General features: G+C 71.9%; 14 protein-coding genes. 6 read left to right on the top strand and 8 right to left on the bottom strand.

What is annotated here, in order from left to right:
- Positions 1–13: 13 nt before the first annotated feature.
- Positions 14–787: an enoyl-CoA hydratase-related protein gene (locus tag SHK19_RS00620; protein ID WP_322937556.1), complete on the bottom strand. Its 774-nt coding sequence runs from the start codon at positions 785–787 to the stop codon at positions 14–16.
- 61 nt (positions 788–848) lie between these two features.
- Here SHK19_RS00620 and SHK19_RS00615 point away from each other — a divergent pair, with 61 nt between their 5' ends.
- The 5 genes from SHK19_RS00615 to SHK19_RS00595 all read left to right on the top strand — a co-directional run bounded on the left by SHK19_RS00615 (position 849) and on the right by SHK19_RS00595 (position 5,249).
- Positions 849–2,342: a molybdopterin-dependent oxidoreductase gene (locus tag SHK19_RS00615; protein ID WP_322937555.1), complete on the top strand. Its 1,494-nt coding sequence runs from the start codon at positions 849–851 to the stop codon at positions 2,340–2,342.
- A gap of 79 nt (positions 2,343–2,421) precedes the next feature.
- Positions 2,422–3,063: a fasciclin domain-containing protein gene (locus SHK19_RS00610; protein WP_322454121.1), complete on the top strand. Its 642-nt coding sequence runs from the start codon at positions 2,422–2,424 to the stop codon at positions 3,061–3,063.
- A 38-nt stretch (positions 3,064–3,101) separates the two neighbouring features.
- A complete protein-coding gene (sigK, locus tag SHK19_RS00605; RefSeq protein ID WP_322937554.1) occupies positions 3,102–3,707 on the top strand; it encodes an ECF RNA polymerase sigma factor SigK in 606 nt (201 codons plus the stop codon).
- Positions 3,704–4,462: an anti-sigma factor gene (locus SHK19_RS00600; RefSeq protein ID WP_322454123.1), complete on the top strand. Its 759-nt coding sequence runs from the start codon at positions 3,704–3,706 to the stop codon at positions 4,460–4,462. The genes sigK and SHK19_RS00600 overlap by 4 nt, the downstream gene beginning before the upstream one ends.
- A 16-nt stretch (positions 4,463–4,478) precedes the next feature.
- Complete coding sequence (locus SHK19_RS00595) at positions 4,479–5,249, top strand: tyrosine-protein phosphatase (protein WP_322937553.1); 771 nt, start codon at positions 4,479–4,481, stop codon at positions 5,247–5,249.
- On the opposite strand, the gene SHK19_RS00590 is transcribed toward SHK19_RS00595, so the two are convergent.
- The 3 genes from SHK19_RS00590 to SHK19_RS00580 are packed head-to-tail and all read right to left on the bottom strand — an operon-like array spanning position 5,246 to position 9,889.
- A complete protein-coding gene (locus SHK19_RS00590; protein WP_322454125.1) occupies positions 5,246–6,373 on the bottom strand; it encodes a YihY/virulence factor BrkB family protein in 1,128 nt (375 codons plus the stop codon). The two genes, SHK19_RS00595 and SHK19_RS00590, sit on opposite strands and share 4 nt — an antisense overlap.
- A gap of 39 nt (positions 6,374–6,412) precedes the next feature.
- Positions 6,413–7,093 (bottom strand): TetR/AcrR family transcriptional regulator, encoded by a 681-nt coding sequence (locus SHK19_RS00585; RefSeq protein WP_322937552.1) that lies wholly within the window; start codon positions 7,091–7,093, stop codon positions 6,413–6,415.
- Positions 7,094–7,132: 39 nt separating this feature from the next.
- On the bottom strand, positions 7,133–9,889 hold the full coding sequence (locus SHK19_RS00580; RefSeq protein WP_322937551.1) for a BTAD domain-containing putative transcriptional regulator: 2,757 nt from the start codon (positions 9,887–9,889) through the stop codon (positions 7,133–7,135).
- A 113-nt stretch (positions 9,890–10,002) separates the two neighbouring features.
- On the opposite strand from SHK19_RS00580, the gene SHK19_RS00575 reads away from it, so the two are divergent.
- Positions 10,003–10,350, top strand: coding sequence for a response regulator transcription factor (locus SHK19_RS00575; protein ID WP_322454128.1), 348 nt, complete (start codon positions 10,003–10,005; stop codon positions 10,348–10,350).
- A 22-nt stretch (positions 10,351–10,372) separates the two neighbouring features.
- Here SHK19_RS00575 and SHK19_RS00570 read toward each other — a convergent pair whose 3' ends face one another.
- From SHK19_RS00570 to SHK19_RS00555, 4 genes are all read right to left on the bottom strand, one after another.
- A complete protein-coding gene (locus tag SHK19_RS00570; protein WP_322937550.1) occupies positions 10,373–11,293 on the bottom strand; it encodes an AEC family transporter in 921 nt (306 codons plus the stop codon).
- A 65-nt stretch (positions 11,294–11,358) separates the two neighbouring features.
- Positions 11,359–11,781 carry a pyridoxamine 5'-phosphate oxidase family protein gene (locus SHK19_RS00565; RefSeq protein WP_322454130.1) on the bottom strand — a complete coding sequence of 141 codons (423 nt, stop codon included), beginning with the start codon at positions 11,779–11,781 and terminating at the stop codon, positions 11,359–11,361.
- Between the two features lie 20 nt (positions 11,782–11,801).
- The gene (locus tag SHK19_RS00560) at positions 11,802–13,232 is read right to left on the bottom strand and encodes a hypothetical protein (protein WP_322937549.1); all 1,431 of its coding nucleotides are present in this window, start codon (positions 13,230–13,232) and stop codon (positions 11,802–11,804) included.
- A gap of 407 nt (positions 13,233–13,639) precedes the next feature.
- Positions 13,640–14,323 carry a hypothetical protein gene (locus SHK19_RS00555; protein ID WP_322454132.1) on the bottom strand — a complete coding sequence of 228 codons (684 nt, stop codon included), beginning with the start codon at positions 14,321–14,323 and terminating at the stop codon, positions 13,640–13,642.
- Positions 14,324–14,554: the final 231 nt, after the last annotated feature.

Here is a 14,554-nt window from a genome sequence, read left to right as displayed (position 1 = left end):
GAGCCCAGCCGGATCAGCCCTTCTTGCGGTTGAGGAAGGCGACCATGGCCTCGCGGGCCTCGTCGGAGCCGAAGAGCCGGGCGCTGAGGGCGACCAGCTCCTCGCCGCGGGCGTCGATCCGCTCGAGCAGGTCGGCGGCGAGCAGCCGCTTCGTCTCCCGGAGACCCTGGGCCGCGCCGGTCGTGAGCTGACCGCAGAGCTCGGCGACCGCGGTGTCGAGCTGGTCGGCCGGGACCGCCCTGGTCACCAGCCCCATCGCCACCGCCTCGGTGCCGGTGAAGACCTCGCCACCGAGGGCGGTCAGCGCGGCGGCGCGCTGGGTGAGGCGTGGCAGCACCGTGAGCGAGATGACGGCGGGCGCGAGGCCGAGCTTCACCTCGGTCAGCGCGAACGTCGCGTCCTCCGCGGTGAGCACGATGTCGGAGGCCGCCACGATGCCAATGCCGCCCGCGCGGGCGGCGCCGGCCACCACCGTCACGACGGGCTTGCTCAGCCCGACGATCGTGCGCTGCAGGGTGACGATCGCGCGGGCACCCTCCTCCATCGGGGTGGTCGCGGCCTCGGAGAGGTCGGCGCCCGAGCAGAAGACCCGGCCGGACGACTTCAGCACCACAGCGAGGACGTCAGGATCCTGGTCCGCGCGATCCAGCCTCTCGAACAGCTCGGCGATGAGCTGGCGCGACAGCGCGTTGCGGTTGTGCGGCGAGTCCAGGGTGATGGTCGCGATCCGGTCCGCGACCTCGTAGTGGACGAGTTCCTCGGGCTGCTCGAGCGGGGTGTCGGCCATGGCCCCATCTTGGTCGACCCGCTGACCCATCCGCCAACCACCGCCGCACCGAACCACCGCCATGAGGACGCGACTGCCCTGGGCTCTCTACGGCGTGCTCGCCACGCTGACCGGCCTCGGGCTCGCGCACGTCGTTGCCGCGCTGACGGACGCGGACACCTCACCGGTGCTCGCCGTCGGCGCCGCGGTCATCGACCTCACGCCCACACCCCTGAAGGAGTGGGCGATCCGGACGTTCGGCACCGCCGACAAGCCGATCCTCGTCGGCTCGGTCTTCGCCGGCGTCGTCGCCCTCGCTGCGGTGGCGGGTCTGCTGGCCCGCCGTCGCCTCCTGTACGGCGCCGGCCTGCTCGTCGCGCTCGTCGCAGTCGCCGCCGTCGCCGTCGCGACCCGACCGGAGGCGTCGGTCCTCGACCTGGGGCCGAGTCTGGTCGCGGCCATCGGCGCGGTCGGCGCACTGGCGTGGCTCTCGCGCGAGCAGGTCGGCGCTCCGGCACGCGGGCGTCGCGGCGTCCTCATCGCTGCCGGCGTGGTCGGCGCCATCGCCCTCGTCGGGGGCGTGGGCGGTCAGCTGGTCACCAGGCTGCGGCTGCGACCGGAGGACGTCACCCTCCCCGACCCGGCGGACCCGGCGGCGCCGCTGGCGCGAGGGCTGGACCAGCAGGTCCCGGGCATCACCCCGTTCCAGACGGACAACGAGGACTTCTACCGGGTCGACACCCGCCTCGACACCCCGGTGGTGAGCAGCGACGACTGGACACTGACCATCGACGGCGACGTCGACCGCAAGGTCACGCTGACCTTCGACGAGCTGCTCGAGATGCCCATGATCGAACGCGACATCACGCTCACCTGCGTCTCCAACAGCGTCGGCGGGGAGTACGTCGGGGCCGCGCGCTGGCTGGGCGTCCGGCTGACCGACCTGCTCGACCTCGCCGGCGTCGGCGACCGTGCCGACCAGATCCTGTCCACCGACTTCGACGGCATGACGATCAGCACCCCGCTCGCGCTCGCCACGGACGGCCGCGACGCGATGGTCTGCGTCGGCATGAACGGCGAGCCGCTCCCGCGCGAGCACGGCTTCCCTGTGCGGATGATCGTCCCCGGCCTCTACGGGTTCATCAGCGCGACCAAGTGGCTCACCAGGCTGACCCTGACCACCTATGCGGAGCAGGACGCCTACTGGACCGAGCGCGGGTGGGCGACCGACGCCCCGATCAAGATCTCGGCGCGGATCGACACCCCGAAGGCGCTGGCCGAGCTCGACCCGGGCGACGTGGTGATCGGCGGCGTGGCGTGGGCCCAGGAGCGCGGCGGCGTCGCCAAGGTCCAGGTCCAGGTCGACGGAGGGGGCTGGCGGGACGCGAACCTCGGGCCCTCCGGCGGCGACGACTACTGGCGCCAGTGGTTCTACCGCTGGCAGGCGCCGAGCGGCTCGCACCGGATCTCGGCGCGAGCGGTGTCGGGCGACGGCGAGCCCCAGACCGCTGCCCGTGCCGAACCCTTCCCCGACGGTGCGAGTGGCCTGCACGAGGTCATCGTCGAGATCGCCTGACCCACCCATCCGTTCGCCGCACCACTCCGAACCACCTCCATCACCTCCAGCAACGCCCCAGACGAAAGGCACCACCACAATGAAGCTCCACCACCTGCGCCGCGGGTCCGGCATCGCCGCAGCGGCCATCGCGCTCTCCCTGACCCTCGCTGCGTGCGGCGAGGACGACAAGTCCAGCGGCGGCGGCGACCAGGCCGCCGCCGACAGCCCCGAGGCCCAGACCTTCGGCGACGGTTGTGCCGAGGTCCCGACCGACGGCGCCGGCTCGTTCGACGGCATGGTCAACGACCCGGTCGCGACCGCGGCGAGCAACAACCCGCTGCTGACCACGCTCGTGACCGCGGTCGGCGCGGTCGACGGCCTCGGCGACACCCTCAACGGTGCCGAGGAGCTCACCGTGTTCGCGCCGTACAACGGTGCGTTCGCGGAGATCCCGGAGGCCGACCTCAACGCTCTCGTCGAAGGCGGGATGGCGGAGGGTCAGGACAGCACGCTCTACAAGGTCCTGGCGCACCACGTCCTTGGCGAGAACGCCGACGCGGACGCCGTCCCCGGCGACAAGGACACGCTCGCTGGTGACTCGCTCACCATCGAGGGCGACGCCGAGAGCGGCATGACCGTCTCCGACGGCACCGTCACCGCCAACGTGATCTGCGGCAACATCCCGACCGCCAACGCCACCGTGTACGTGATCGACAAGGTGCTGACCGGGGTCCAATGACCCTCGCCCGATCGATCCGGACACGGAAGGATCACCCCATGGACCCCGGCGTACCCGCGCAGGCCGGCGACCCCCACCCGGGGGCGCCGGCCGGCGGCGGCGCGGAGCTCGCGCACCTGCTCCAGCGCTCGGCGAAGGGCGACCGCGACGCGTTCGCCTCCTTGTACGACGCCACCGCGGCCCGGGTCCACGGCCTCGCCGTCAGGGTCGTCCGCGATCGGGCCCAGGCCGAGGAGGTCACCCAGGAGGCGTTCCTCGAGATCTGGCGCACCGCCAGCCGGTTCGATCCCGAGCGCGGGAGCGCACTGTCCTGGCTGCTCACGATCGTGCACCGCAAGGCCGTCGACAGGGTGCGCAGCGCCGAGGCCGCGACCCGGCGCGACGCGACGTACCACCACCGGAACCAGACGGTCGCCCACGACGTCACGGCCGACGCCGCCCAGGCCTCACTCGAGGCACGCCGGGTGCGGGCCGCGCTCGGCGGCCTGACCGAGGTCCAGCGCGAGGCGATCGAGCTGGCGTTCTTCGGCGGCTACACCCACACGGAGGTGGCCGTCCTGCTCGACCTCCCGGTCGGAACGGCGAAAACCAGGATTCGCGACGGCCTGATCCGGCTTCGCGACACAATCGGAGTAGGACGATGAGCGATCTCGACGAGACCCGGCCGGACTGGGACAACGCACACGCACTCACGGGTGCGTACGTCGTCGACGCGCTCGACGACGTCGAGCGGGCCCGCTTCGAGGCGCACCTACGGAGCTGCCCCGACTGCCGGATCGAGGTGGAGACGCTGCGCGAGACCGCCGCGGCGCTCGCGGTGGACCCGGTCGAGCCTCCCGCCAGGCTGCGCGCCGAGGTGCTCGCCGGCATCGAGACGATCCGCCCGCTGCCGCCGCACATCGAGCGCGGAAGCGAGGCGACGGACGACCGGACCCGCCGCCGGCCGTGGTTCGCGTCCACCGGGCCGCTCCTCGTCGCAGCGGCCCTGGTGGTCGTTGCCCTGCTGACCACGGTGTGGCTGAAGCCGTGGGCCTCCGACGACGACACCAACCTGTCCGCCACCGAGGCGGTCCTGCAGGCGGACGACCGCGAGGACTTCGAGCAGCAGTTCCCTGACGGGTCCAGCGCCACCGTCGTGGTCTCCCGGTCCGAGGGACGCGCCGTCGTCATCACGGACGACATGGCGCCGGCACCCGACGGCAAGGTCTATGAGCTGTGGCTGCAGGACCCGGCGGGCTCGATGGTGCCGGCAGGCCTGATGCCGGACCAGGACGACGCCACCGTGCTGCTCGAGGGCGACGCCAGCGAGGCCACGGCAGTGGGCATCACCATCGAACCCGATGGTGGCTCGGCCGAGCCCGGTCCCGATGTGGTTGCCGTCATCGAGATCACCGCCTGAGCCCTACGCTCGGCCCGTGACCTCCTCGAGCGACGAGATCCTGCGGCTTGCGTCGGCCGACAACTTCCGCGACGTCGCCGGAGCGGGCTACGCGACCCACGACGGGGGCCGGGTACGACGCGGCGTCTTCTTCCGTTCCAACGAGCTGCGACTGAACGAGTCCGACCACGACACACTCGCCGGTCTCGGCCTCCGGGCGGTCCTGGACCTGCGGTCGAAGCCGGAGATCGAGCGGCACCCCGACGCCGCGGTGCCAGGCGCCACCTGGCACAACTTCGACGTGTCCGGCATCCCCATGGAGCAGGTCGCCGCCCTGCGGGACCGGCGCAGCGCGGTCGAGCTGATGGACCGCGTCTACCGCAGCTTCGTGGACAGCGAGGCCGCCCGGGTGGAGTTCGGAGGGCTGTTACGCCAGCTCGCGACCGGCGGACCCCAGCTCTTCCACTGCACCGCCGGCAAGGACCGCACCGGGTGGGTCGCTGCCCTGCTGCTGCACATCGCCGGCGTCGACGACCCGACCATCGAGAGCGACTACCTGCTGACCAACGCCCTCACCGGCAGCAGCCGCGCCCGGGTCGAGGCGGAGATCGTCACGGTGCTCGGCGGCGACCACGTCTCCGTGTTCGAGCCGACGCTGGTGGCAGACATCGAGTACCTCCGCTCCGGCTACGACGCCGTCCAGGCGAGGTACGGCGACCGCGCGGCGTACCTGCGCGAGGGCCTCGGCCTCGACGACGACGTCGTCACCGCGCTGCGCGACCTGCTCAGGGAGGACGAGCCGGCCTAGTGCGCCGGGTTCTGCGGCTGCCGGATCGGCTCCGTCGGGTCGGGCGCTCCGCGCTCCGGCGGCGGCGGAGCGGCGGGGATCCGCTGCTGGATGATCTCCTCGGTGCGCGGGTCGAGCACGATCTCGTGACTGTCGCCGTCCCGGCCGTCGAAGCGCACCGACACCGTCTCGAATCCCTTGTGCCGCTGGCTCTGGACATACATCGCGTAGGCCTTGCGGTCGGCCTCGGTGAGGTCGACCTGGTCGGTGAACGGCGTCATCAGCGCCCGCGGCCACAGCTTCTCGGCAAGCACGACGTTGACCTCGATGCCGAGCACGCCCATGATCGCGCCCACGTAGAGCAGCAGCATCAGCCCCAGGACCAGGGCGAAGGTCGCGTTCATCTCGTTGTTCTCGGCCGTGTTCACGACGCGGGCGACGTAAGCGGCGCCCAGCCACTGGAGAAGCCCCCACATGACCGCGATGGTGAAGCCTCCCGGCGCGGCGCGGGCGATGTCGTGCTCGATGGCCTTGGCGGCCGCCATCCGCAGCAGGACCGTCATCACGGTGCCGAGGATCAGCACGGTGACCAGACGGACGAGCCAGTGGAACCAGCCGGCCGACGAGACCGAACCGAGCACCTCGGTCTCGGTCACCACCGCCGACAGGACGGCGACGCCCAGGATGACCGTTCCCGCGACGGCCATCAGGACCACGCTGTTGACCCGGGTCAGCACCGGGTGCGTCCGGATGTTGCGCGGCACCGCCCACGCCGTGGCCTGGACGTTCTGCAGCGCCAGACCGAGGCCGAGCGCACCGTAGAGCGCGCCGAGGCCACCGATGACGATCGCGCTGATCGAACCCTGCAGGCCACCCGGTCGCCCGAGCTCGCTACCGATGATGGGGAACTGGGCGAGCGCCGAGTCCAGGGCTTGCTTCTCGAGCTCCGGATAGCCCTGGAGGACGAACCCGAGGATCGACGATCCCAGCAGCAGCAGCGGGAAGATCGCGATGAAGGCATAGAAGGTCAGCACCGCGGCCAGGAAGTTCCCCTGGTCGTCGAAGTACTTGTAGATGACCGCCAGCGGGACCCCGAGGATCGGGACCCGGCGCTGGGTGCGGTCGATGCTGGACGCGACCCCCACGTTGTCAACCTACCCGGGAGGGGCGGTCAGCCCCCGGACCTACTCGTCGGCACCGGGATCGAACACCATGTCGTCGGGCACGTCGAACCCGAGCTGGGACAGCATGTCGGTGAGCACCAGCGTCACCTGCCGGGTCAACCGGTCGACGACCTCGTCCTGCGTCTCGTCCTTGTGGTCGAGCCACCAGATGATGCTGGCGTCGACCATGCCGATCAGGCCGGCGAGGACGCCGTCGGGGGCTGACGGCACCACCTCGGTCGGCCGCAGGTAGGCGCTCAGGGCGACGAACAGCTCGTCCAGGAAGCGGCTGCGTCCCATCCGCGCCTGGTGCAGCTTCTTGGTCTGCTTCTGCGCGGCGACGAACCGGTAGAGGTTGGGGTGCTGCGCCGCCCACTCGGCGATGACGGCGACGATGCCGTGCACGACCTCGTACGTCGTACCGCGCCTGGTCAGGTGCGGGCGGACCTGCTCCAGCAGGTCGGCCGAGGCCTTCCGCGCGACGTCGAGGTCGAGCTGCTTCTTGCTGGCGACGTAGCGGTAGGCGTGCGGCCGCGGGATGCCGGCCCGCTCGGCGATCTGGGCCATCCCGACCCCGGGACCCTCCTCGTCGATCGCCGCGGCGGCCGCGGCGATCAGCTCGCTGCGACGACCCGGATCGTCGCCCACCTTGCGGATCCGGCGCGCGACGGTCGAGTCGACCCACCTCGCAACATCCACCATGCCGTCACGATAACCGGGCACCCCCGGTACCCCGGCTGGTCAGAGCAGCTCCTGCCGCGCCAGCCGGACCGCCGCCTGCAGGTCGAGAGCGGTCCCCCGGTCCTCGGCCGCACGGCGTGCCTCGGGACCCAGCGCCGCCAGCGCAGCGCCCGTACGGCGCTCGCGCAGCCGGATGTCGGCGGGCACCATCACCGACCCCTCGTCGGCGTACGCCCGGTCCACGGCGGCAAGCAGGGTCGCGGCGAGGTCGGCCCGACCGCGCACCACGGCGAGCGCCGCGAACGTCTCGAGGCACTCCATCAACCGGTAGTCCTGGTAGTCCTCGGCCATCACGGTCTCGACCGCGGTCCGCAGGCAGACCGCGGCCGCGTCCGGGTCTCCTGCGAGGAGCTCGACGTCGGCCATGCCCATCATCGCGAAGGCAGCCTCGAGCTCGTCGTCACCCTCGACCCTGAGGATCTCCTCGAGGCAGGACCGCGCGGTTGCGGCGTCCCCGAGCTGGACGGCGACGGAGGCGCGGTTCGACAGCGGGATCGCGAGCGGCAGTGCACCGCCGAGGGTGCGTCTGAGCGCGATGCTCTCGTCGAGGAGTGGTGCGGCCTCCTCGCTGTGGCCGATGTCGTGGGTGAGACTGGCGAGCGAGTTCAGCGCGCGCGCGGCCCACAGCGGGTCCGGCCCGTCGCGGAGCAGGTCGTACGCCGTCCGGCAGTGCTCGATCGCCTCCTCCACCAGACCCTGCTCGCCACGACAGATTGCGAGCGCGTAGGCGGCGCTGCCCCGGAGCGTGGGATCTGCGTCGGTGGCCAGGGCGAGCGCTCGCGGCAGCCACTCGGTGTCGGCGCTGGCCGGGCCGACGTGGTACCAGTACCGCCCGAGCGCCGAGGTCAGCTCCAGCAGCCGCACGCCGACCGGTGTGTCGTCGTGGGCCGTCACGTAGAGCCGTTCCAGCGCGGCGCGCAGGTTGGCCCGGTCCGGGTCGATCAGCTTGATCCACGCGGGGATCGAGATCCTCCCGTCGGCGTCGAGGACGAACCTCCGGTACCACTCGGCGTGAGCGTCGGCGACCTGGTCGTGGGCGTCGCCGAGCAGCTCGCCGGCGTACTCCCGCAGCGTCTCGAGCAACCGGAACCGACCCCCACCGGCGTCGACGACCAGGCTGGCCCGCACCAGCGCGGTGAGGTCGGCCGACGTGACCCCGGTGACCGCGGCCGCCGCCCCCGCGGTGAAGCCGCCGTCGAACACGGCGAGCCGCGCGAACCTCCCGGCGAGCTCCTCGGGCAGCAGAGCGACGCTCCACGCGATCGCGTCGCGCAGGGTGCGCTGGCGCGAGCTGCGGTCGCGAGGGCCGTGGGTGGCGAGATCGAGCGCCTGTCGCTCCGCCAGCTGCTTGTGGAGCGTCTCGAAGGGGATCTCGTCGACGCGGGCGGCGACCAGCTCGATCGCGAGCGGGATGCCGTCGAGCTGGTCGCATAGCTGGGCGACGGTGTCCGGTGGGGCGTCGAACCCCGGGTCCACCCCCCGGGCCCGCTCGACGAACAGCGGACCGGCGTCGATCGTCGCCAGCGGGTCGAGGGGGACCACCCGCTCGCCGTACAGCCGGAGCCGGACCCGGCTGGTCACCAGGACCCGCAGCCCGGCTGCTGCCGCCAGCAGGTCGGAGACCAACGGCGCCGCGTCGTCGACCTGCTCGAAGTTGTCGAGGACCAGCAGCATCCGGAGGTCGCGCAGGTGCGCCTTCAGCGCCGCGGGCACGTCACCTCCGCTGGTCTCGACCTCCAACGCGTCGGCGACTGCCCCGGCCACCAGCCGGTGGTCGTGCACCGCGTCCAGCGCGACGAACCAGACGCCGTCGGGGTGGTCGGCGGCCAGCCCACGGGCGACCGCGATGCTGAGCCGAGTCTTGCCGATGCCCCCGGGTCCGGTGATCGTGACCAGCCGGTTGTCCGGCTCCCGCAACAGCGCCACGACCGACGCGATCTCGGTCTCCCGTCCGACCAGCGACGTCACGGGGGCGGGCAGGTGCCGCCGGGACCGGAGCTCGACGTCCTCCACCCGGAGCGCCGGGTCGTCGGTGAGAATCGCCGCCTGCAGCCGCTGGAGGTCCTCGCCCGGGTCGAGACCCGTCTCGTCGGCCTTGGTCTCCCGGCCGGCCGCGTAGACCTCGAGCGCGTCGGCCTGGCGGTCACTGCGGTGCAGCGCGAGCATCAGGTGGCCGCGGAGCTCTTCGTTGAGGGGGTGCTGCTCGACCAGCGGCTCCAGCCACGGCACCAGCTCACGATGCCGACCGAGGGACAGCAGTGCGCGGGCGCGGACGGCCGCAGCCGTCAACCGCTCCGCCTCGAGCGCCACGACGACCGGCGCGACGAGCGGCAGGTCACGGAGGTCCTGCCAGGGCTCACCGCGCCAGAGGGCGAGCGCCTCGTCGACCAGCGCGACCGCGGCGTCCGGGTCCGGCTCGGCCGCGGCTTGGCGCACGAGCCGGCTGAACCGCTCGGCGTCGATCTCGACCCCGTCGGCGATCAGTCGGTAGGCCCGGCCCTCGGTGGCCAGCCGGTCGCCGTACTCCCCGAGCGCGCTGCGGAGCGCCGACACGTAGACCTGCAGGCTGCGCAGCGGGTTGGCCGGGCCGGCGTCGCCCCAGATCTCGTCGACCAGGCGCTCGACGGGCACGGCGGCGGGGGCGAGCGCGGTGAGCACGCCGAGGACGGCGCGCTGCTTGCGCGAGCCCAGGTCGATCGGAGCGCCGTCGATCGTGGCCTCGAGCGGCCCGAGTACGGCGATGCGCAGGCAGTGCACCCACGGAGTCTGCATCAGTAAAGAACAGAATTGAGCGAAATTTGAGCACTGGTGGAGACGCTCTCCCGGACAGCCCACCCACAGGGGCTGCGCACCCGAGAGGAACACCACCGATGAGCACCATGCCGACGCCGTACCCCCGCCGGACCCGGCTCGAGCCCCCGCCCGCACCGACGCCCGGCCGGCGGGTCGAGCTGCGGTCGGTGCCGATGCCTCCGCCGGAGCGCCCGAGCCGCGTCTCCCAGCGGGAGGCAGAGGTCCTGCGACTCCTCGCGCGCGGCCTCTCCAACGCCGAGATCGGCGGCGAGCTCTACATCTCGCTCCCCACCGTGAAGTCCCACGTGGCCAGCCTGCTCGCGAAGCTCGGGGCGCGCGACCGGGTGCAGCTCGTGGTGGCCGCCTACGAGACCGGGTTCGTGGTGCCCGGCCAGCTCCGCGGATCGGCGCGTCCGGTCGCCTGAACCGCGCTCTCGGGTGCGCGGGTCAGGACAGGAGCGCCGCGATGACGACGGCCGCGGGCGCAGCAAGGACCGTCGACACGAAGATCGCGTCGCGCGCCAACAGCACCGCCCGGTCGTAGCGGGTCGCGACGACGAACACGTTCTGCGCGGTCGGCAGCGCCGACAGCAGGGTCACGGCGAACAGGTCGTGACCGTCCATGTCGAGCAGAAACCGCCCAGCGGTGTAGGCCGCCAGGGGCTGGAGCAGCATCTTGAGCCCGACCACGGCGACCAGCGCTCGCGGCCGGACCCCGCGTCCGGGCAGGGGTCCGAGGCGCAGTGCGACGCCGTACGCGATCAGCATGGCGGGCACCGCCATCCCGCCGACGAGTGCGAGCGGGTCGTGGATCGGCTGGGGCAGGCGGACGTCGGCGACCGCCAGCAGCACGCCGGCGCCGGTGCCGATCGTCAGCGGGTTGGTGAGCGGCCGGGTCAGCACCTTGGCGATCGGCAGCCGGCCGGGGCTGCGGTCGACGTCGAGGAGGGTCAGCGCGAGCGGCTGCAGGACCAGCAGTTGCAGCAGGAGCGTCGGCGCGACCAGCGCCGCGTCGCCGAGGGCGTACGCCGCCACGGGGATGCCGAGGTTGCCGGCGTTGACGTACGCCGAGCACAGGCTGGCCACGACCGACGAACCGAGGTCCCAGCCGCGCCGGACCGCGACCGCGGCGACCACCAGCACCGCGGCGCCGACACCGACGACGGTCGCGACCAGGTGCGTCGAGAACACCTCGGCCGGGTCGCTGTCGGCGAGGACGGTCACCAGCAGCGCCGGGCTCGCGACGTAGAACGCGAGCAGGGAGAGGGTGCGCTGGCCCTTCGCGTCGACGAGCTTGACGTGTCCCACCAGGATCCCGAGCCCGACCACCGCCGCGATCGTCGCGAAGCCGCCGAGCACACCACCCACTCGGCGATCCCATCACGAAGGCAACGAGATCCGGGCTTCGCCGCCGCGATGGACGGCTCGAGCAGTCAGGGTACGAGCGTGCTCGAGACGAGGAACCGATCGACCTCGATCCTGACCGCGACGCGGTCCGGGTTCGGACGAGGGACCCGGTACCGGCCGGCATAGACCTCCTCGGCCCGGCGGACGGCTTCGGGCTCGGTGCGGATCACCGCATGGCCCTCGAGCGTGGACCATCGTCTGCCGTCGACCTGACAGGCGGCTACGGCCACACCGGTCCCCGCCCCGGCGGCGATGGTGCGGACCTTGCGAGAGCCGCCGTCGGTGATCACCCAGGCGCACTGCTGCTCGTGGTCGAGCGCCACCCCCACCGGAACCACGTGCGGTGCTCCGTCCTCGCGCACGCTGGTGAAGGCGCAGAGGTGTCGCTCGGTCCAGAAGTCGAGCAAGAGGGGCGGGTACGCACCCCAGCCGGGGGTCCACGAGGTCATGGACGCATCCTCGCCGATGATCACGTCCGTCGCGGGTAGTCGATGTCGATGCGGGCGTCTCGGTAGATCTCGCCGGTGATGGTGCCGTCGCGTGCTCGGATGAGCTGGACCTTCTTCGTGCCCCGCGGTGTCACCACCCGGGCGAGGCCGTGGCGGGTGACCCAGCGGTAGGCGCCGAGGCCGAGCTGGTCGACGGTGTAGCGGTCGTGGGTCTTGGCGCGGTGGTGGAACCGGGTCAGGGGTGCGTCGTTGTGGTCGCCGGTCTGGCCGGGCGGCCCGTCGGGGTCATAGGGCGTGGGGTGGTCGTGGTCGAGCCGGGCGGTGGCGCGGCTGGTGCTGTGCGGGAAGACGTCGTAGACGGTGCGCAGCCGGGTGCGGAGCTTGACCGCGGTCGGGTGTTCGTAGCCGTTGACGCTGTGACCGCTGTTGAGGTCGATCACCGGCTGCACGGTGACCTGCCGATGCTTGAGGAGGTCTGCGACCTGCTCCAGCAGCACCGGGCCCAAGCCCTCGACGCGAGCAACACCGCCAACCTGGACGCGGAGAACCTGGTCGGTGAGGTGCACCAACAAGGTGGCCGGGCGACGCTTCCTCTTCGGCACCGGTGCGGGTTCGCGGTCCTCGGTCTCCGGGGAGGGTGGGGCGTCGGCCTGGTCGAGCAGGGCGGCCGCGGCGTGTGGGTCGGTGACCAGCAACGCGAACGCCTGGGCGCGGAGCTGGTCCCTGGTCGGCGGATCGTGGGGGTCGTGGTCGCCGTGCACGGCGAGGACCTCGGCCACGTCGTCGACCATCGCAGCGCCCTCGACCACCTCGGTGAGGGGAAGCTTCGCCGACATCCGACCGGTGCCCGGCTCACCCTCCTCGGCGTCCACCAGGTCCCCCGCCTTGGGCCGGGAGACCCACACACCGGTCCGCTTCGCCTCCTCGGCCAGCCGGGTCCGGTAGCCCTCGATGTCGGCCTCGATGGTCTTGGCCTCCGCGATCGCCAACAGCCGCCCCGGCGACTCCGCTGCGGCGTCGGCGACCGCTGCGTCGACGATCGCTGCCTGCTCCCGGGTCAGCTCACGGGTCATCGCCGCGACCTTCTGGCCCACCCACGGCTCGACCCGCAGCTCCTGGACCAATGCCCACAACAAAGGGAGCCGGTGCCGCAGGTCCAACGCCTGCCCGGCCTGATTCCGCAGCGCTATCGCACCGGTCTCGAACGCGATCGCGAGCTCGGCCCAGCACAGCTCGGCCGCCAACGGCGTGCCCTCCCCGCCCAGCCGGACCAGCCGGTCACCGCCTCTGCTCACCGGCACCGCACCCGGCCGTGCCTGCGGGTCCTCCGCATGCAGGTCGGCCCAGTGCTGCAGCAGCAGCAGCCGCTCTACTCCCTGCCGCCGGCGCTCGGGCACCTCACCTTCCGCAACAGCCAAGGTCGCCTTTGCGTCCAGGTCCCCAAGTTCCATACCTCAGATTCGAACACTCACCTCCGACACATCCGACGGCGAGCCCCGCGCAGCCCGGCCACCTGTGGACAGCCGGCGAGCGTCGTTGCGATCGCCCGGAGCATGCCCGCCGTCCGGCAGGCTTCGCCGCCGTTGGACCCGGGAGCCGGGGTGCTGGCGAGCCAGGCCCGTCCTACCCTTCGCGCTTCACGGCACCCGCTGCACATCGCCCACTATGGGCGCATCACAGCACCCAGAATGACAGTGCCCAAGGCAGCCAACGGCTCGTTGAGGGCGAGGCCGTCTCAATCCTTGACGTTTCTCGCGCTGCCGCCGCTCCAACTCGCGATCGGAGCCGTCCGACGCCGCGACGTTCGCAACGCCTAAGGCCAGTGCCGTCCGTTGGGCCGCTTCGAGAGGCCTGCAGATCAGCTCGCCCGGGACCCGCCGACGTGCGCGCCGACGTTGGTCCCGACGAGGCGTGGCCGCTCGAGGAGGTCCAGTTGCTCGTGGAAGTAGGAGACGAGCTGCGTGCGAACCTGGCCCTCGAACTCGCTCAGCCGGCGTTCCTCGGCGTCGAGCTTGTCCCGACGGCTCTCGAGCTCGAGCACGATCTCCTGGCGCATCCAGTCCAGTTGCTCGCGCTGCTCCTCGGCCATCGCGTCCAGCGCCTCCTCACGGACGTGCAGCTTGGACAGCTTGGCCTGGATTGTCCGGGCGGCCTCGGCGCGGGCGTGTGCGACGACCCGCTCGGCCTCATCGCGCGCCTCCGTGACGATGGTTTCCGCGTCGCGGGTGGAGATCTCGAGGAGTCGGGCGGCCCACTCGGACGTCGTCCGCACGGGGTCCTCGACGACGCACGCTGGCACAGGGGCCTCGCGGGCCGCGTCCAGCGCGTGAGCGAGTTCCTCCTCCTGGAGCCGGGCCCGCTCGTTGGCGGTCTGGAGCATGGCGCGCATCGCCATGTCGGCTTGCTCCAGACCCGCGTACTTGGCCGCTAGGTCGTCCAGGGCCTGCTCAAGACCGTCGATGACGCGGTCGACGGCAGCCGGGTCGTACCCGTCGTGCCGAACGGTGGCGAACCGCTTGCTCTTCACCTGCTCTTCGTTCACGTTCATGCTCCCCCCAATTCCCCCTTGAACGAAATGTCAAGGAATCCACGATGCACCCTGCGGGGGCAGCGTGTTCACGGTTCAGTGGAATGCGCAGCGCCGCGTTTAGCGGAATGCGCAGCGCCGCCGTAGTCCAGCGGGCATCCGGACGCACCCGAAGAGGGGTGGAGGGCCATGCGGAGGAAGACTGCCGCCAAGCGCCTCGCACCCGCGTCAATCCGCCGCCTGTCG

This window comes from Nocardioides bizhenqiangii (assembly GCF_034661235.1).
Classification (GTDB): domain Bacteria; phylum Actinomycetota; class Actinomycetes; order Propionibacteriales; family Nocardioidaceae; genus Nocardioides; species Nocardioides bizhenqiangii.
The sequence above is the reverse complement of the archived record's forward strand: the minus strand, read 5'-3'. Positions and strand labels throughout refer to the sequence as shown.